This window comes from Mesorhizobium sp. CA14 (assembly GCF_020165195.1).
Lineage (GTDB): Bacteria > Pseudomonadota > Alphaproteobacteria > Rhizobiales > Rhizobiaceae > Mesorhizobium.
In genome coordinates this window covers 133,266-150,307 of record NZ_JAIUHR010000001.1, presented here as the reverse complement: position 1 = coordinate 150,307, position 17,042 = coordinate 133,266, and the positions used below count along the sequence as shown (strand labels likewise).

The following is a 17,042-nucleotide window of genomic DNA, read 5'->3' as shown; positions in this document are numbered from 1 at the left end:
ATGGCAATTGCCGACGCCGTTTAACGGATCGTTTTCCTCTTGGGCGGAGAGTCCGTTGGTCCAGGAGCCAACCATGTCGGATCTGCTGCTCTCCGCCATCTTCACCGCGTTCACCATGGTGCGCGTGATCAAGGGCTCGTGGCTGCGCAATCCGCAATACCTCGCTACCGGGATTGTCGGCGCGATCGTGGGTGCGCTGCTGCTGCACGCGTACTGGCCCGCCCATGACGATGATTTCATCGTCGGAGGCGTCACAGGCATCTTCGGATCGTGGGCGGGAATGGCGTTGTTCGACGCCATATTGGGCGTCGCCTGAACGCAAAGCAGAGTTGTCCGAGCGCATCCGTGATGCGATCGGACCAGCATTGTTTGCGGTGCGGCTCACGGTTGCTCGCTTACCCCCTGGCCATGCGGGCTTCGCGGCCGCCGCGGCGACGTCCGCCATTGCCGTTGCCTTCGCCCGGCGCATTGACCGCTGTTGGAGCCGCAACCGCTTGACCGCCTTCGGCCGGCTTGTAGTCCTTGTAGGTGCGGATCCAGTTGGTGCAGTTCTCGTCGGTGCCGTTGAGCACATTGGCGCCGCGCACGGCTTCCATTTCCTGCGGCCGGACCGGGTTCATGATTGCCGAGGTCATGCCGGCGCCGATCACCATCGGGATGAAGGCGGCATTGATGCCGTGGCGGTGCGGCAGGCCGAAGGAGATGTTGGAGAGGCCGCAGGTGGTGTTGACCTTAAGTTCTTCGCGCAGCCGCCGCAGCAGCGCGAACACCTGGCGTCCGGCGTCGCCCAGCGCGCCGATCGGCATCACCAGCGGGTCGACGACGACGTCATGCGCCGGGATGCCGAAATCGGCGCAGCGCTCGACGATCTTCTTGGCGACGGCGAAGCGGACGTCCGGATCCATCGAGATGCCGGTCTCGTCGTTGGAAATGGCGACGACCGGGACGTTGTATTTCTTGACCAGCGGCAGGATGGCCTCGAGCTTTTCTTCCTCGCCGGTGACGGAGTTGACCAGCGGACGGCCCTTGGCGACCTTCAGCGCGGCCTCGATCGCGGCGCTGACCGAGGAGTCGATCGACAGCGGCAGATCGACCAGGCCCTGCACGATTTCCAGCGTCTGCACGAGAAGCGCCGGTTCGGTCGCGTTGGGGTCGACGGCGGTGACGCCGGCATTGACGTCGAGCATGGTGGCGCCGCAGGCGGCCTGCTCCAGCGCGTCCTTGATGACGGTCTCGAAATTGCCGGCCACCATCTCGGCGGCCAGCTTCTTGCGGCCGGTCGGGTTGATGCGCTCGCCAATCACGCAGAAGGGCTGGTCGAAGCCGATGACGATTTCTCGGGTCGCCGAGGCGACGATGGTGCGGGTCATGCAATCTCTCCGTCGGGATATAAAGACTTCTTTATATCGTTATCTGATTTGGTTCAAGTGAATGCGTGCCGTCCGCGCCCTTAGATTCTAAGTTCATGTGTGTCGTTGCCCCAAAACCGGTTCCCACTTTGGGCGACATACATCAGTGCGCGGTCTTGACCATATCCACCTGGGTTTCGGTAATCTCGTCATGCAGTATGTGGTCGAGCCGTTCGGCGACGATCTGATCGTCGCGGCGGATCTCCCGTTTCCAGGGCTGGCGGCCTTTCAGCACGCCGGATTCATCGACGATCTCGGCGACATATTCCTCCTGGCGATAGGCCATCACATGGACGCCGGCGACGCCCGGGATTTCCTTCACCTCGTTGATGATGTCGATGCAGAGCTGCTTGCCTTCCTTCTTCTGATCCTGCGCGCCTTCCAGCCGCTTGATCACCGCATCGGGGATGTGAATGCCCGGCACGTTGGAGCGGATCCATTTCGCGGTCTTGGCGGAAGCGAGTGGGCCGACGCCGCAGAGCAGGAAGAGCTTTTCGGTGTGGCCGAGATCGCGCGCCTTCTGCATGAAGGCTTTGAACATCGGCACGTCGAAGCAATACTGCGTCTGCGCGAACTGCGCGCCGGCGGCGATCTTCTTGCCGAGATGGATCGGGCGGAAGTCGTAGGGCGGAGCGAAGGGATTGACCGCGCAACCCAGGAAAACCTGCGGCGGCGTCGTCAGCTTGCGGCCGGACAGGAACTTGCCGTTGTCGCGCATGATGCGGATGGTTTCGAGCAGCGACATGGAATCGAGGTCGAACACCGGCTTGGCGCCGGGCTGGTCGCCGGCCTGCACGCCGTCGCCGGTGAGGCACAGCATATTGGCGACGCCCATCGCGGCGCCGCCCAGCACGTCGCCCTGGATGGCGATGCGGTTCTTGTCGCGGCAGGCGATCTGCATGATCGGCGCATAGCCCATGCGGGTGAGCAGCGCGCAGATGCCGACCGAGGACATGTGGCAGTTGGCGCCCGAGGCATCGACCGCGTTGATGGCGTCGACCCAGCCGTCGAAGATCTTGGCGCGGTTGTAGACGTCTTCGGGATCGGCGCTGTCGGGCGGGTTGAGCTCGGTTGTCACCGCGAACTCGCCGCGGCGCAGCACGCGCTCCAGCCGGCCGCGCGAAGTATGCCCGGGCAGGGGATCGAGCGGCAGATGGATGCCGGCCGGGTTCTCGTCGCGCTGGTGGCGGACGCTCATGCTGAAGCTCCGGTGTTCTGCGGGTTCTGGGCTTCACGCGCTGCGGCCGCCTGCGCCGTTACCCTGAGCCATGCCGAGGTTTCGCGCAGCGACTGATCGACCGGCTTCTGCACGGTCAGGATCTTGTCGCCATGCACCATGTTGCGCGAGCCTTCCCAGGCCTTGACCCAGACGCAAGGCATGTCGGGCTCGACCTCGCAATTGCCGTTGGCGCGCACGCCGCCGCAAGGGCCATTGCGAAGCTGCTTCGGGCAATTCATCGGGCACGACATGCCGGTGGAGGAGAGCACGCACTGGCCGCACATGCGGCAGTCGAACATGAAGCCCTTGACGCGCTTCTCGATGAATTTCACCGGGGCTTCGACCCGGCTGTAGCCGATGCCCTTCCACAAAGGGTGCAGGAGCAGGAAGGCGTCGGCGAAGCGGCCGTAGAACCATTCGAGCAATCGCGAGTGCCGGATGGACCAGAGTCTGACAGCAAAAGTGCGCTGGACGCGCCGCTGCGGCGACACGTCGGCGGGCTTGTAGTCGGATTTCGGCGCTGCCTTTTTGACCAAGGTGGCCTGGGTAACCGTCGGCTGTTGCTCAGACATTTTCTTTCCCGCCAGCCTTGACCAGAGCGACCAGCCGCTCGCGGTCATATTTCGCGTCGAGTTCCTGATAGGCCTTCTCTACCTCGGCCTCGATATCGTCGCCGACCGGGACCGGGTCGGCCTTGCGCCATTCCGCCAGATAGTCGTCGGTGCCGCCGGCGCCGGTGCGCATGGCGCACATGTCGATCGCCTCGGTGAAGCGCAGCGGCAATTCGCGCTTGGCGTTCTGCCGGCCCTTCTTGACGATGACCTGGGCTGGGATATCGCGCCAGTAGACGACGATCAGATCGGCCATGAATTCTCAACTCCTCGAAGTCATGGAGCATTGCCGCATGCGTGGTTGGGCCGCTTGTTATGGGACGACGCGCGCGCCTTCAAAAGCGACGCTGGCCATGACGCAAAGCGAATGCTGGAATCGGTTGCCGGCTGATCACCAGACGCGCTTGGTCAGGCCGGTCCAGAGGTAGAACCAGATCGTCGGGTGATACCATTGCTTCGACGGTAGGCCCGGATCGATCGTTTCCAGTCTGCCGGCTAGCGCATTGCCGACCGCCGCGACGCATATATCGCGCGAAAAGGCTGCCTGCCGCAGCGCGTAGCTGGCGATCGTGTCGCCGGTCTTGGGCCTGCCGCGCGCCTGCTTCAGCACACCGCCGGTGTCGACGCCGGCATCGACCAGATGCACGGTGGTGCCGAAATTCCCTTGATCGCCGCAGGCCAGCGCCCAGTAGCCGCCATTCATGCCGCGATATTTCGGCGCGATGCCGGCGTGATAGTTGAGCACCGGGCAAGGCATCTTTGCCAGCGTATCCTTCGACATCAGCCTGCAGCCGGCAAGCAGCACGACGCCAGGTTTGATGCTGTTGATTTCTTTCAGGCATTCCGGCCCGTTGGCCGAAGGCACATGGATGATCGTCTGGCCCTGCCGCGGCTCGGTCGCGAGCTTCTCCTCGGCGATAAGTTTCTCGGCATGACCGGCCAGGAACCGCTTGCCGAGCCTGGTCAGCACCATCGTGCCGAGTTGGCCCATGGCCGAGATCCAGCCCTGGCGTCGCGCGCGGCCGATGAGCAGGCGCTTTTTGGATTCAGCGGATTCGAGGATGACGCTGACGGGACCGACGCGGTCGGCAAGCGCATTGACGATGGCCCAGATATGCGGGCCACCTTCAGTGACGACCACGATCGGTTGCGTATTCGAGTCCGACGCTGCCACGGCAAGCACCCGCTATGAAAATCGGGCGCATGCTATGCGGAGCGGGTTAATCCTTGGTGTGCCCAAAACCCTCTGTCAGGCGTTTCAGCAACCGGTTCAGCGCTTGAATTCCATGATGTCGAGCTTCGATTCGTAATAGGGCGCGGGGATTCGATGCGCCATTCGGTGGCGCTGTTGCGGAAGGCGTAGCCGACCTGGTCGCTTTCGGGGCCGCTGCCATAGGGCTTGGCCTTGTCGTCATTGACCGAGAACGAGCCGAGATAGATGGCGCGTTTCTCGTTGTCGTCGAAGAAGCGGCCGGTTGTGCGCTGCGAGCCGCTAACCTTGGTGAGCCGCCAGCCCGAGCCGTCGTCTGTGACCTTGCACTTGAACCAGCCATAGATGACGAGCGGACTGATGCCGCCTGCCTTGATGGTGCGGCACTTCCAGTTTCCGGTGAGGTCCTTGTCGGAGAAGGCGACGAGAGGTCTGGCGAGCAGTTCGTCCAACTGCTTGGCCTCGGACGGATCGCCGGCTTTTGCCTCATCGAGAGCCGCCTTGCGCGTTTCGCCGTATCTATCCAGTCGCGTCTTGTCGGCGGCGGTGATCAGCTTCTGCACTTCGCCGTCGGCATGGGCGGGCAAGGTGAGGGCGATGAGGCCGAGGGCGGCAAAAAGCAGGCGAGGCATCATGAAATGCGTTTCCTCAATCAATGGCTGGAACAATTTTTTCCATCACGAGCGCACAACTTACCGGTTCGCCATCGCCTGTCATCCATGCTTAACAGCATGAGCCAGAGCCAGATGATTTCAGGTCGGGTCGACCTGAAATCTGAATCCGGCTCTAAATCAAAGAGATAGAGCATGATGTCGTCCGAAAACCGCTCCACACTTTTCGGCATCATGCTCTAGAAAATGGCGGTTTGATCGATGCGGATATTGCTCACGGGATCGTCCGGCTGGCTGGGCAGCGCGCTTCAGCCACGACTGGAAGCGCTCGGCCATGAGGTGTTCGGTCTCGATCCGGTTGCCTCGGCGCGCACGCAAGTCGTCGGCTCGATCACCGATCGCGAGCTGGTCTTCGGAACTGTCCGCGACAATCAAATCGAGGCCATCATTCATAGCGGCGCGCTGCACAAGCCGAACATCGAGCATTTCGAGAACACGGATTTCGTCGCGACCAACGTCCAGGGGACGCTGAACCTGCTCGACGCGGCGGTTGCCTGCGGCGTCGAGCGCTTCGTCTTCACCTCGACGACGTCGCTGATGATTTCGCAGGCAATCCGCGCCGGTTTCCAGGGCGGCGCGCGCAAGGCCGCCTGGCTGACGGAAGAGATGTCGCCGGAGCCGCGCAACATCTATGGCGTGACGAAGCTGTCGGCCGAGCATCTGTGCCGCCTCTATCACCTTGAGCACGGACTACCAGTCGTGGTGCTGCGCACGGCTCGCTTCTTTCCCGAAGCGGACGACATGGCGCATGCGATCGAGCAATCAGACGCCAACACCAAGGCCAACGAGTTGCTGTTCCGCCGGCTGACGGCGGAGGATGCGGCGGAAGCCCATGTCGCGGCGCTGGAGAAGGCGCCAAGCCTGGGCTTCGATGTCTTCATCATCTCTGCGCCGACACCGTTCCGGCCGCAGGATTGCGCCGAGCTGATCGCCGACGCGCCGGCCGTGGTGGCGCGTTATTTTCCCGATTATCCCAGGCTCTATGGGAGCAAAGGTTGGACGATGTTCTCTTCGATCGACCGCGTCTACGATCCGTCGCGGGCGAGGGAGAGGCTGGGCTTCGTCTGCAGGACCACCTTCGCCGACGTGCTTGCCGCGCTGGAGGAGGCCTGAAGGCTAGGCGTCTTGGGCAGCGCCCTGTGCCACCCGTGCCAGTTCGCTCGTCAGGTCGCCATAGCCGGTCGAGCGGCGCTCATAGGTGAGGCCGAGCATGGCGGCGGCTTTCTCGGCGACCTTGTCGAGCTCCGGGTCGTCGGTCTGGGCGAGATAGATCAGCTTCTCGTAGTTGCCGAAATAATCCTTGATCAACTCCGGATGCCGGTCGAGGCCGAGCGGCTTGATGAAGAAGGCGTCGAACTGGCGGCAGAGGAAGTCGGTCATGTAGAACGACATCATGTCGTCATCGGCCACCTTCGCGTAGGCGTCCATGCCCTGGTAGAAGGCAAAGCAATGCGGCCCGGCCATGCGCTCGACGCCGTGCTTCTCGATGACGCGGTCGAGCAGGCCGCCGGTGCCGCAATCGGCATAGCCGACGAAGATGTGCTGGTAGCCTTCCGCTTTGGCCTTTTCGATCGCCTTGTCCATCGCCGGCGCGATGCGGTCCGGATAGAAATGGAACTCGGCCGGCAGGCAGGTCAGCTCGAGATGGTCGAGCTTTAGCCGTTGCTTGACGGCCAAAACTTCGCGCGCAATCATCCCGCAGGCGATGACGAGCAGCCTGTCTGTTTGATTCGGTTCCGTTTTTTGCGTTTTGACCAAGTCGGGCCGGCTTTCGCTGCGGGGCTTAATATCTGTCGAGGGAGACACCGTTCATGAAACTGCTACGCATCGCGCCGATCGCCATCCTGGCCTGCGCGCTTGCACTCACCGCCTGCGCCAACACCATCCGGGGCGTCGGCAAGGATGTCAAATCGACGGCAAGGGCGGTCAAAGACACCGTCAACTGATCGGCAGCCCCGCCTATCATCTGGGAACAAAAAAGCCGCGCTGCAAGGCGCGGCTTTTCTGTCGATCCATCCTGATGCCTTGGATCAGGCGGAAGCGCGAACGTTGTGCTTGCGCTTCATGTAATCCTTGGCCGTCTCCACCGCCACCGCGGCGTCGCGGCAATAGGCGTCGGCGCCGACGGCCTTGCCGAATTCCTCGTTGAGCGGCGCGCCGCCGACCAGCACGACATAATCGTCGCGGATGCCCTTTTCCTTCATCGTGTCGATGACGACCTTCATATAGGGCATGGTGGTGGTGAGCAGCGCCGACATGCCGATGATGTCGGGCTGGTGCTGCTCGATGGCGTCCAGATATTTCTCGACCGCGTTGTTGATGCCGAGGTCGATGACGTCGAAGCCGGCGCCTTCCATCATCATGCCGACAAGGTTCTTGCCGATGTCGTGGATGTCGCCCTTGACGGTGCCGATCACCATCTTGCCCTGCTTCGGCGCGCCGGTGGCGGCGAGCAGCGGACGCAGGATGGCCATGCCGGCCTTCATGGCGTTGGCCGAGAGCAGCACTTCCGGCACGAACAGAATGCCGTCGCGGAAGTCTTCGCCGACGATGCGCATGCCTTCGACCAGCGCTTCGGTCAGCACCTTGTAGGGCGCCCAATTGCGCTCGAGAAGGATGTGGGTGCCTTCCTCGATTTCTTCCTTAAGCCCGTCATAGAGGTCGTCATGCATCTGCTGCACAAGCTCCTCGTCGGAAAGCTCGGAAAGGATGATCTCGTCGTCGGACATTTTTCTCGGGCTCCTTGCTGCTCGGAATGACTGCGGCAGCCTAAAAATCGATGCGCCAATACCTAACCCGCGAGGGCAAGCTAGCCATAGCTGATTTGCGACTTCCCGCAAAAGGAAAGCGACTGAAAAATTGGCGCTTTTCTTGTCGATTTTGCGACAGGCGTTGGCGCTGGCTGGCCGTTTCCAATAGGGTGCATGGCTACGATCCGGCAAGAAGCGGCGACGATGGGCCGCCCCAGCCAATTCAGGCCAAGTTATAGGAAGCACGATCATGAGCGAGAACGCGGCAGTCGACCAGGAAGCGTCAAACGCACGGCGTGGGCGCGGCGCCAGCGGCGGCGCGGCGGCACGCCGGGCGGCCCGATCGGGCGGCGGCCCGGGCACCCAGCTCACCTACATCAAGCGCAAGATCAACGTCTATGAGGTCCTCAACGAGGAGGGCCTGGCGCTGATCGAGAAGAACACCGACACGGTGCTGGAAGAAATCGGCATCATCTTTCGCGACGACGCCGAGGCGCTGGCGCTGTGGAAGGAAGCAGGTGCCGACGTCAAGGGCGAGCGCGTGCACTTTCCCAAGGGCCTCTGCCGCTCGCTGTTGAAGACAGCCCCTTCGATCTACACTCAGCATGCGCGCAATCCGGAGCGCTCGGTGCAGATCGGCGGCAATGCGACCGTGTTCGCGCCGGTCTACGGCCCGCCCTTCGTGCGCGACCTCGACGGCAACCGCCGCTACGCGACGATCGAGGATTTCCAGAATTTCGTGAAGCTCGCCTATATGGCGCCGTCGATCCACCATTCGGGCGGCACGGTTTGCGAGCCGGTCGACGTGCCGGTCAACAAACGCCACCTCGACATGATCTACGCGCATATCCGTTACTCGGACAAACCGTTCATGGGGTCGGTGACGGCGCCGGAGCGGGCCGAGGACACGGTGGCGATGGCCAAGCTCGTGTTCGGCGACGACTTCGTCGAGAACAACACGGTGCTGACCAGCCTGATCAATGCCAACTCGCCGATGGTGTTCGACGAGACCATGCTTGGGGCGCTGAAAGTCTATTCGCGCCACAACCAGGCCTGCATCGTCACGCCCTTCATCCTGGCCGGCGCGATGAGCCCGGTGACGGTTGCCGGCACGCTGACGCAGGTGCTGGCCGAAGTGCTCGCCGGCGCCTCGTTCACGCAGCTGATCCGGCCCGGCGCGCCGGTGCTGTTCGGCACCTTCGCCTCGTCGATCTCGATGCAGTCCGGCGCGCCGACCTTCGGCACGCCCGAGCCGTCGCTGGTCTCTTATGGCGCGGCACAGCTCGCGCGGCGGCTCGGCCTGCCGTTCCGCACCGGCGGTTCGCTCTGCGCCTCCAAGATCCCGGACGCGCAGGCGGCCTATGAGAGCGCCAACACTCTCAACTCGACGATTCTCGCCGGCACCAATTTCGTGCTGCATTCGGCGGGCTGGCTCGAGGGCGGTCTCGCCTCCTGCTACGAAAAATTCATGATGGACATCGACCAGCTCGGCATGCAGCAGAAGTTTGCCGAGGGCGTCGACCTGTCCGAAAACGGCCAGGCGCTGGACGCCATCCGCCAGGTCGGCCCGGGCAGCCATTATCTCGGCTGCGACCACACCCAGGCGAATTTCCAGACGGCCTTCTACCGCTCCAACATCGCCGACAACAATTCCTACGAGCAGTGGCTGGCCGAAGGCGAGAAGACCGCGCCGCAGCGCGCCAACGAGCTCGCACGCCGCTGGCTGGAAAGCTACGAGGCGCCCCATCTCGATCCGGCCATCGACGAGGCGCTGAAGGATTTCATCGCCAAGAAGAAGGGCTCGATGGCCGACGCCTTCACGTGAAAGGAGCCCGAGTCAGGCGGGGCTAAAGTCGCCAACATCATTCACAAGGAAGTCTGGCGGAGCGCGTTCTCCGATCCGGACCGGAAGGGATGACTTTTTCCCGCGGCACGGTCGAGGAGATTGCGGCCGCGCTCGCGGCCAACGGCCTGATCCTGCGCGGCGGTTTCAGCTTCGGCGACGATGAGACGGCGCCGGCCGGACTTTCCGAGGCTCCAGCCAAATCTATGCTGCTCATCGGGCAGGCCGGCGCGGCGCCCTGGCCGCATTTCCAGCGCTGGCGGGAACGACAGGCGAGGGACATCGCCAACCCACTCGACAGCTGGTCGCGCGAGGTGATCGGCGCGGTGGCGCAAGAATTCGGCGTCCGCGCCATATCGCCTTCAGACCGGCCCTATCTGCCGTTCCAGCAATGGGCGATGCGGGCGGAAGGGCTGAAACCGTCGCCGCTCGGCATCCTCATGCATCCGACCTATGGGCTCTGGCATGCCTATCGCGCCGCCTTGCTGTTCGAGGACGAGATTTCCGTTCCCGAAGCTCGCGAAGCGCTTCATCTTTGCGACACATGTGTCGCAAAGCCCTGCCTGAAATCCTGTCCAGTCGGCGCCTATTCGGCAGATGGCTTTGCGCACCAGGCGTGCCTGGTGCATGTGCGTGGCACGGATGGTGCGCCCTGCCGCGCCGGCGGCTGCCTCGACCGCAACGCTTGTCCTTACGGCGCCAAGTATCGCTATCCGGCCGATGTCCAGGCTTTTCATATGGCTGCGTTCGCCGGACTGTAGGCATTCTTCCGAACCGCACGGAAACTTGACCGCGATCGAGAGGTTGCGCTTGCCCCGCCGGGCGGTGCGGATATCTATCGCCTAGCCAGCAACCGGCGGAGAGCGCAATGACGAAGCAGGACATCGAGATCAAGACCCAGGACGGCACGGCGAAGGCACTGCTGTTTCGTCCAGCGGCGCCGGCCAAGGCTGGCGTCATCCTCTACATGGATATTTTCGGTCCGCGCCCGGCGCTCGACCAGATGGCCGAGCGCCTGGCGGAGCATGGCTATGCCGTGCTGGTGCCCGATCTCTTCTACCGCTATGCGCCGTATGGTCCGTTCGATCCCAAAACCGCCTTTGCCGAGGAAAAGACCAAGGCCGCGCTGTCGGCGCTGAGCGGCGGCACGACGCAGGGCATGACCATCCGCGACGGCAGCGCCTTCCTCGATGCCCTGGCCGCCGAGGGGATCGCCGGACCTGTTGGCGTCGTCGGCTACTGCATGGGCGGCGCACGGGCGCTGAACGCGGCCGCGAGCTATCCGGACCGGATCGTTGCCGCGGCGAGCTTTCATGGCGGCAATCTCGCCAGCGACGCGCCCGACAGCCCGCACCGCAAGGCGGCCTCGATCAAGGCGCGCGTCTATGTCGGCGTTGCCGGCATCGACCGCAGCTTCCCGCCCGAGCAGTCTGCGCGGCTGGCGGAGGCGCTCAGGGTGGCCGAGGTCGACCACGTCATCGAGAACTATGTCGGCGTCGGCCACGGCTGGTGCGTCAAGGACCACAGCGCCTACGACGAGGCCGGCGCCGAGAGGCATTGGAGGCGGCTGACGACGTTCTTCAAAGAGACGCTGGGATAAGGTGTGCCGATCGGGCGAGGCCGGCCTACAAATGGCGGCTTCCTGCGCTTCCGGTGCTCACGTACTTTAAGTACGCTCCGCTCCGGCCTTCGCCGGCCGAAGCCCTCATAAGTGTCTCCGCTCTATGAGGGCTACGGCCGGCGAAGGCCGGTTCTCGGAAACCACCTTGTTTGGTCGCTTCGCGCCCATCTTCGACTCCGGCTCGGCCTGACCCGAATCTCGACACACCTCGTCCATCGAACCTAATTGCCTTCTCAAAAAAATCTTTCCATCGCCCCAAGGATTGGCCATTAGCCTTCGTCCAACAGGCAAATGACGGCGATGATGCTGGACGACAGCGAAGCCTCCGATGCCGAATTGATCGGGCGGGCGAGGGGCGGAGACAAGGGGGCTTTCGGCAAACTGCTCGAAAGGCACTATGGCTTCGTCTATCGCGCCGCCTATCGCTGGTGCGGCCGCAAGGCCGACGCCGAGGACATAGCCCAGGATGTCTGCGTGCGGCTCGGCCGCGCAATCCGCGACTATCAGGGCAACGGCGCCTTTACGACATGGCTCTATGCCATGACGCTGAATGCGGCCCGCGACATGATGCGCAAGCGCGCCCGCGATATCGCCAAGACCGATGCCTATGGAGCCTATGCGCTGATCGCAGGCGAAGCGTCGGCGCAGAGCGACGATCCGGCCGAGGCGCTGTGGGCGGCGGTGCGGATGCTGCCCGACAAGCAGCGTGACGCGGTGCTGCTGGTCTATGGCGAAGGTCTCAACCACGCCGCGGCGGCGGAGGTGATGGCCATCTCGGAGACGACGGTTTCCTGGCACATCCATGAAGCGAAGAAACGGCTGAAGCTGCTTATGCGTTCAGCCGGGGAAGTGTGACCATGGTCGACGACAACGAACTCGAAAGGCTGCGCGATCTCGCGATACCGGCGCCCGATGGCGAGGCGAAGACGCGCGCGCTGGCCGCCGCAATGCAGGCCTTCGACTTGGACGAAAAAATCTCGGCCGCCGCCCAAGGAACGGCAACAGGCCTTCGTCTCACGGAGCGAGCAAGAATGCTCTGGAGAGACATCATGCAACGGAAACTCATTGCCACGCCGGCCATCACCGCGCTGGTCGCGCTGCCTATCGCCGGCTATGCCGCTTTCGAGATGCTGAAGGAACAGCCGCCGGTCATCGGCGGCAACGGCACGGTCACCGAGACCTTGGCCGACAAGCCGGCGGCGCAGACGCTTGTGCCGGAACAGCCCGCGATCGGCGAGCCGCTGGCGGCTGCACCAGCGAAGGCGAAGAAGACCGACACGGACACCGAGACGCGCGCCAATTCGCAGATGGCGCCCGCAGCCCCGAAGCCGGCAGCAGAGGTCGACAGCCTGCTCAAGCAGGAGGTGGCGCCCGAAGCCGAGCCTGCCCTGCAACCGGCGCCAGCAGAGAATGGCCAGCTCGCGGCCGGCGGCAAGGACGGGGTCGGGGTAATTGCGGGCTATTCCCCCAAACGGAGCGCCGACGAGTTGGAGCGGGCCGACAAGGCACCGGCAGGCGGCGCGGCCGCCGTTCCGGCGTCTCCGCCCGCCCTCGCCGATTCCAAGCTCATGGTGCAGCCCGCGCCCATGCCGGCCGACCAGATGCAGCCGCAGGAGGAAAACCGCGATCGCGTCGAAACCTTCAAGACCAATCCGGTGCACGAAACGGCGCAGGATCCGGTCTCGACCTTCTCGATCGACGTCGACACAGCCTCCTATTCCTTCGTGCGGCGCGCGCTGAAGGAAGGCAGTCTGCCCGACCCGGACACTGTCCGTGTCGAGGAGATGATCAACTACTTCCCCTATGACTGGAAGGGACCGGATTCAGCCGCAACGCCGTTCAACTCGACCATAACCGTCATGCCGACGCCGTGGAACGAGCACACCAAGCTGATGCATGTCGCGATCAAGGGTTTCGACGTCAAGCCGGCCGAGCAGCCCAAGGCCAATCTGGTCTTCCTGATCGACGTCTCGGGTTCGATGGACGAGCCGGACAAGCTGCCGCTGCTCAAATCCGCCTTCCGCCTGCTGGTGAGCAAGCTGAAGCCCGACGACACCGTCTCGATCGTCACCTATGCCGGCAATGCCGGCACGGTGCTGATGCCGACAAAGGCGGCGGAAAAGCAGAAGATCCTTGCGGCCATCGACAATCTGTCGCCCGGCGGCTCGACGGCCGGCGAGGAAGGCATCCGCGAAGCGTATAAGCTTGCGCAGCAATCCTTCGTCAAGGATGGCGTCAACCGGGTGATGCTTGCCACCGACGGTGACTTCAATGTCGGTCAGACCGATGACGACGACCTCAAGCGGCTGATCGAGAAGGAGCGCAAGACAGGCGTGTTCCTGTCGGTGTTCGGCTTCGGGCGCGGCAATCTCAACGACCAGATGATGCAGGCCATCGCCCAGAACGGCAACGGCACCGCGGCTTATATCGATACGCTCGCGGAAGCCGAGAAGGTGCTGGTCGAGGATGCCTCCTCGACGCTGTTCACCATCGCCAAGGACGTTAAGATCCAGGTCGAGTTCAACCCGGCCAAGGTCTCGGAATACCGTCTTGTCGGTTATGAGACCCGCGCCCTGAAGCGCGAGGATTTCAACAATGACCGCGTCGATGCCGGCGATATCGGCTCCGGTCATTCGGTGACGGCGGTCTATGAGATCACGCCGAAGGGGAGCGGCGGCGAGCAGGTCGATCCGCTGCGCTACGGCCAAGCCAAGGTCGACAATGGCGGCGTCGCCAATGGCGACGAGTATGCCTTCGTCAAGATCCGCTACAAGCTGCCGAACGAGAATGTGTCGAAGCTGATCACCACGCCGGTGACCGCCGCCAACGAGGTCAAGTCCTTTGACGCGGCCGGCGCCGACCAGCGCTTCTCGATCGCGGTCGCGGCTTTCGGCCAGAAGCTGCGCGACGAGGATCAGACGGCGAATTTCGGCTATGACCGGATCGCGGAGATCGCCAACGCCGCGCGCGGCGCCGATCCGTTCGGTTACAGGGCGGAGTTCCTGTCGCTGGTGCGCCTGGCCTCATCGCTGGACGGCAACAAGTAGAGCGTAGGGAACTCCAATGAAAAGCCGGCGGGACAAATCCTGCCAGCCCTTTTTGCGATCATTAAATTACGCGGCTCTTCCGGAACCTCGCCGCAACCGAGCTTCTGTTAGTCAATGCCGATAGAGATTTGAGGGATCAGCAGTGCATATCACGACAATCGGGAACGCGGACGCGACGGCGGCCAGTGCGCCGGCGCGGGGATCATCCACGACTTCGGCGGAATCGACCCGTATCCGCAGCGATGTCGACGCGGCCCGCAACACCGCGCTATCGGCGCTCAACAACGACCGGTTTCGCGTGATGCTGGAGCAGATCAGCGATCCAGGCGCATCGGGCGCATTGGCGACGATGAACTCCGACGACCAGAACGGAGTCGATTTCAATACGGCGCTGTCGCGCTACGCCGAAAACAGCAAATAAGCAGGCCTCTCAGGCGCGGCTGCGCCTGCGTTCGCGGCGGCCTTCGCTGGTTTCGGCAATGTTTGCCGTAGCCATCTTGTTGCGCATCGGGCCGATGCGCTCGACGATCGTCTCGACGGTCGGGCGCTCAGCCTTGGTGTGGGCGTCGAGCGCTTTGCGCATGGCGGCAAGGTGGGCAAACGACGTGCCGCAGCAGCCGCCGACGATCTTCGCGCCGGCATCGACCGCCAGCCGCACATAATCGGACATCAGCTCGGGCGTGCCGGAATAGTGGATCTCGCTGCCGCGGAATTCCGGAATGCCGCAATTGCCCTTGACGATTACCGTCGCCTCCGGCTTCGCCTCGGTCATGTCGAGCAGCGAGGCGAGGATATCGGAAGCGCCGACGCCGCAATTGGCGCCGACGCCGAGCGGGGCCTGCGACAGTCCGTCGGCGACGGCGTGGATGTCCTTCGGCAACAGCCCCATCATGGTGCGGCCGGCGGTGTCGAAGGATCCGGTATAGGTGTAGGGCAGACCGACGCGGATGGCGGCCTCGGCCGCGGCGCGGATCTCGTCGGGCGCCGACATGGTCTCGATCCAGGCGACTTCGGCGCCGCCCGCTTTCAAGCCCTCGATCTGCTCGGCAAAGGCATCGACGGCGTCGTCATAGGTCAGGGCGCCGAGCGGCACCAGCAGCTCGCCTGTCGGGCCGACGGAGCCGGCGACGATCACCTTGCGGCCGGCCTTGTCGGCGACCGAGCGGGCGATTTCAGCGGCGCGCTTGTTCAACTCGTGCACGCGGTCCTGCGCGTGATGCAGCTTGAGCCGGTGGCGGGTACCGCCGAAGGAGTTGGTGAGAATGATATCGGCGCCGGCATCGACGAAATTCTGATGCAGGCTGGCAATGGTCTCGGGCGCCGTCTCGTTGAGCAGCTCGGGCGCTTCGCCGGCCGGCAGGCCCATCGCGAACAGATTGGTGCCGGTGGCGCCGTCGGCCAGAAGCACGCCCTTTTCGGCCAGCAATGCGTGGATTGGATTGGTCGCGGTCATGGCCATAGCTTTCGTGTTTGGAATTCAAATAACGATATAAAGAAGTCTTTATGTCTAGTCAACGAGCTTGCGGTCGAGAAGGGCCTCACACCGCCGGCGTGATCTCGACCTCGCTGGCCCTTGAAAGGATGAATGTCGGCCGGATGGGCCGAGAGCATGATATCGATGCAGGTGATCAGACAGAGCCTGACGGGAAGGACATTGCGGCCAGCTTTTGCGCGAAGCTTGCCGCCTCATGCGCATTGATGTCGGCGGCGCGGATCAGATTGTCGAAATGGCTGGTGAGCGTGCGGATCGGCTGGGTGGCGTTCAACACCAGATACATGTCGCCGACATAGATCGCAGCGCGGTAGGGGCCGAAGATGGTGTAGGGGATCGAATAACGCATGCGGCCATCATAAAGGAACAGCCGGAAAGTCGGGTAAAGGTCGTCGAGCAAGGCTGACATGTGCAGCAATTGCTTACGCCTTTCAGCTTCCGGGAAACGGTCCCAGACGCCCAGGCCGCGCGCGAAAATCTCCAGCGTGTGACGCGGCATGCAGACCTCCATGTCGGTCTCCGGCCGCCTTGTATAGTCGATGCGGTATTGCGTTTCGCCGGCCTGCGCCTCGCGGCTCTTGTTGGTGATGCCGGCTTCGTATTCGACCAGCGCCTCGGTGCGCAGAAGGTCAGGGATGCCCGCCGGCACGTAGCGGATTTTGGTGCCTGCCGCCTCGGCATGCCACTTGGCGAGCAAGGTGCGGTCGAAGCCGTCCGGCGCCTCCTCGATCTCGAGGCTCTCTCTGATTTCGCCGGTGACGCCCTCGTCGTGGGAGAGGCCCAGCAGCCAGTCGAGCGACACCTTGAACTCGGCCGCGATATTGAGAAGCGTCTCGGCGCGCGGCAGGCGGGTCGAGGCGCCGGAAAGCAGTTGCGACAACGCCGAGCGGTCGATGCCGACAGCCGTCGCGAAAGCCGACTGGTTCAAATCGGAACGTGTCAAGAGCAATTTCAGCCGCTCCCTGAACAGGGTCGAAAGATCGCGCTTGTCCATAACGCTGCTCCTGCTTCGGAGAGGATAAATTTGCGTCGGAGCCGGTCTGAACGTGGCTCAGGCGGAAATGAATCCCCAAGTTTGTTTACAATGTATAACATATGCGGCTGAAAATGCGCATTCGCAACAGTTTGTGGGCTTTGTCGCGTTGATGTAACGGCAGGCTCCTGACACA

At 63.2% G+C, this 17,042-nt stretch carries 18 protein-coding genes and 1 pseudogene; 9 read left to right on the top strand and 10 right to left on the bottom strand.

Annotated features, from left to right (window positions below):
- Positions 1–73 precede the first annotated feature (73 nt).
- On the top strand, positions 74–316 hold the full coding sequence (locus LB565_RS00735) for a hypothetical protein (RefSeq protein ID WP_224581294.1): 243 nt from the start codon (positions 74–76) through the stop codon (positions 314–316).
- Between the two features lie 79 nt (positions 317–395).
- Here the strand turns inward: LB565_RS00735 and LB565_RS00730 are convergent, their stop codons facing one another.
- The 6 genes and pseudogenes from LB565_RS00730 to LB565_RS00705 form a co-directional block, all read right to left on the bottom strand.
- Positions 396–1,370, bottom strand: a complete 975-nt coding sequence (locus LB565_RS00730; protein WP_095764928.1) for a methyltetrahydrofolate cobalamin methyltransferase — start codon at positions 1,368–1,370, stop codon at positions 396–398.
- Positions 1,371–1,512: 142 nt separating this feature from the next.
- A complete protein-coding gene (locus LB565_RS00725; RefSeq protein ID WP_224581293.1) occupies positions 1,513–2,607 on the bottom strand; it encodes a methylenetetrahydrofolate reductase in 1,095 nt (364 codons plus the stop codon).
- Complete coding sequence (locus LB565_RS00720; protein WP_224581292.1) at positions 2,604–3,200, bottom strand: methylenetetrahydrofolate reductase C-terminal domain-containing protein; 597 nt, start codon at positions 3,198–3,200, stop codon at positions 2,604–2,606. Before LB565_RS00720 ends, LB565_RS00725 begins: the two co-directional genes overlap by 4 nt.
- The gene (locus LB565_RS00715; protein WP_041003951.1) at positions 3,193–3,495 is read right to left on the bottom strand and encodes a virulence factor; all 303 of its coding nucleotides are present in this window, start codon (positions 3,493–3,495) and stop codon (positions 3,193–3,195) included. The genes LB565_RS00720 and LB565_RS00715 overlap by 8 nt, the downstream gene beginning before the upstream one ends.
- Positions 3,496–3,630: 135 nt before the next feature.
- Positions 3,631–4,413 (bottom strand): formyl transferase, encoded by a 783-nt coding sequence (locus LB565_RS00710; RefSeq protein WP_224581291.1) that lies wholly within the window; start codon positions 4,411–4,413, stop codon positions 3,631–3,633.
- Positions 4,414–4,509: 96 nt separating this feature from the next.
- A pseudogene (locus tag LB565_RS00705) lies at positions 4,510–5,084 on the bottom strand (DUF4893 domain-containing protein).
- 237 nt (positions 5,085–5,321) lie between these two features.
- Here LB565_RS00705 and LB565_RS00700 point away from each other — a divergent pair.
- Positions 5,322–6,233, top strand: a complete 912-nt coding sequence (locus LB565_RS00700; RefSeq protein ID WP_224581290.1) for an NAD-dependent epimerase/dehydratase family protein — start codon at positions 5,322–5,324, stop codon at positions 6,231–6,233.
- Positions 6,234–6,236: 3 nt separating this feature from the next.
- On the opposite strand, the gene LB565_RS00695 is transcribed toward LB565_RS00700, so the two are convergent.
- On the bottom strand, positions 6,237–6,878 hold the full coding sequence (locus LB565_RS00695; RefSeq protein ID WP_224581289.1) for a DUF1638 domain-containing protein: 642 nt from the start codon (positions 6,876–6,878) through the stop codon (positions 6,237–6,239).
- Between the two features lie 53 nt (positions 6,879–6,931).
- On the opposite strand from LB565_RS00695, the gene LB565_RS00690 reads away from it, so the two are divergent.
- The gene (locus tag LB565_RS00690) at positions 6,932–7,066 is read left to right on the top strand and encodes an entericidin A/B family lipoprotein (RefSeq protein ID WP_041003961.1); all 135 of its coding nucleotides are present in this window, start codon (positions 6,932–6,934) and stop codon (positions 7,064–7,066) included.
- An 84-nt stretch (positions 7,067–7,150) separates the two neighbouring features.
- Here LB565_RS00690 and LB565_RS00685 read toward each other — a convergent pair whose 3' ends face one another.
- Positions 7,151–7,849 (bottom strand): corrinoid protein, encoded by a 699-nt coding sequence (locus LB565_RS00685; RefSeq protein WP_224581288.1) that lies wholly within the window; start codon positions 7,847–7,849, stop codon positions 7,151–7,153.
- A gap of 271 nt (positions 7,850–8,120) precedes the next feature.
- On the opposite strand from LB565_RS00685, the gene LB565_RS00680 reads away from it, so the two are divergent.
- The 6 genes from LB565_RS00680 to LB565_RS00655 all read left to right on the top strand — a co-directional run bounded on the left by LB565_RS00680 (position 8,121) and on the right by LB565_RS00655 (position 14,802).
- Entirely contained in the window at positions 8,121–9,695 is a 1,575-nt protein-coding gene (locus tag LB565_RS00680; RefSeq protein WP_224581287.1) for a trimethylamine methyltransferase family protein, read from the top strand.
- A gap of 89 nt (positions 9,696–9,784) precedes the next feature.
- Complete coding sequence (locus LB565_RS00675) at positions 9,785–10,474, top strand: hypothetical protein (protein WP_224581286.1); 690 nt, start codon at positions 9,785–9,787, stop codon at positions 10,472–10,474.
- A 107-nt stretch (positions 10,475–10,581) separates the two neighbouring features.
- The gene (locus LB565_RS00670) at positions 10,582–11,313 is read left to right on the top strand and encodes a dienelactone hydrolase family protein (protein WP_224581285.1); all 732 of its coding nucleotides are present in this window, start codon (positions 10,582–10,584) and stop codon (positions 11,311–11,313) included.
- A 312-nt stretch (positions 11,314–11,625) separates the two neighbouring features.
- Positions 11,626–12,189: an RNA polymerase sigma factor gene (locus LB565_RS00665; RefSeq protein ID WP_224581284.1), complete on the top strand. Its 564-nt coding sequence runs from the start codon at positions 11,626–11,628 to the stop codon at positions 12,187–12,189.
- A gap of 2 nt (positions 12,190–12,191) precedes the next feature.
- Positions 12,192–14,381 carry a vWA domain-containing protein gene (locus tag LB565_RS00660; RefSeq protein ID WP_224581283.1) on the top strand — a complete coding sequence of 730 codons (2,190 nt, stop codon included), beginning with the start codon at positions 12,192–12,194 and terminating at the stop codon, positions 14,379–14,381.
- Between the two features lie 142 nt (positions 14,382–14,523).
- On the top strand, positions 14,524–14,802 hold the full coding sequence (locus LB565_RS00655; protein WP_224581282.1) for a hypothetical protein: 279 nt from the start codon (positions 14,524–14,526) through the stop codon (positions 14,800–14,802).
- 9 nt (positions 14,803–14,811) lie between these two features.
- Here the strand turns inward: LB565_RS00655 and bmt are convergent, their stop codons facing one another.
- A complete protein-coding gene (gene bmt, locus LB565_RS00650; RefSeq protein WP_224581281.1) occupies positions 14,812–15,834 on the bottom strand; it encodes a betaine--homocysteine S-methyltransferase in 1,023 nt (340 codons plus the stop codon).
- Positions 15,835–16,009: 175 nt separating this feature from the next.
- Entirely contained in the window at positions 16,010–16,867 is an 858-nt protein-coding gene (locus tag LB565_RS00645; RefSeq protein WP_224511095.1) for a helix-turn-helix domain-containing protein, read from the bottom strand.
- Between the last annotated feature and the right edge of the window lie 175 nt (positions 16,868–17,042).

Coding starts and splice junctions, on each gene's coding strand:
- LB565_RS00735 (WP_224581294.1), top strand. CDS start 74: ATGTCGGATCTGCTGCTCTCCGCCATCTTCACCGCGTTCACCATGGTG.
- LB565_RS00730 (WP_095764928.1), bottom strand. CDS start 1,370: ATGACCCGCACCATCGTCGCCTCGGCGACCCGAGAAATCGTCATCGGC.
- LB565_RS00725 (WP_224581293.1), bottom strand. CDS start 2,607: ATGAGCGTCCGCCACCAGCGCGACGAGAACCCGGCCGGCATCCATCTG.
- LB565_RS00720 (WP_224581292.1), bottom strand. CDS start 3,200: ATGTCTGAGCAACAGCCGACGGTTACCCAGGCCACCTTGGTCAAAAAG.
- LB565_RS00715 (WP_041003951.1), bottom strand. CDS start 3,495: ATGGCCGATCTGATCGTCGTCTACTGGCGCGATATCCCAGCCCAGGTC.
- LB565_RS00700 (WP_224581290.1), top strand. CDS start 5,322: ATGCGGATATTGCTCACGGGATCGTCCGGCTGGCTGGGCAGCGCGCTT.
- LB565_RS00690 (WP_041003961.1), top strand. CDS start 6,932: ATGAAACTGCTACGCATCGCGCCGATCGCCATCCTGGCCTGCGCGCTT.
- LB565_RS00685 (WP_224581288.1), bottom strand. CDS start 7,849: ATGTCCGACGACGAGATCATCCTTTCCGAGCTTTCCGACGAGGAGCTT.
- LB565_RS00680 (WP_224581287.1), top strand. CDS start 8,121: ATGAGCGAGAACGCGGCAGTCGACCAGGAAGCGTCAAACGCACGGCGT.
- LB565_RS00675 (WP_224581286.1), top strand. CDS start 9,785: ATGACTTTTTCCCGCGGCACGGTCGAGGAGATTGCGGCCGCGCTCGCG.
- LB565_RS00670 (WP_224581285.1), top strand. CDS start 10,582: ATGACGAAGCAGGACATCGAGATCAAGACCCAGGACGGCACGGCGAAG.
- LB565_RS00665 (WP_224581284.1), top strand. CDS start 11,626: ATGACGGCGATGATGCTGGACGACAGCGAAGCCTCCGATGCCGAATTG.
- LB565_RS00660 (WP_224581283.1), top strand. CDS start 12,192: ATGGTCGACGACAACGAACTCGAAAGGCTGCGCGATCTCGCGATACCG.
- bmt (WP_224581281.1), bottom strand. CDS start 15,834: ATGACCGCGACCAATCCAATCCACGCATTGCTGGCCGAAAAGGGCGTG.
- LB565_RS00645 (WP_224511095.1), bottom strand. CDS start 16,867: ATGGACAAGCGCGATCTTTCGACCCTGTTCAGGGAGCGGCTGAAATTG.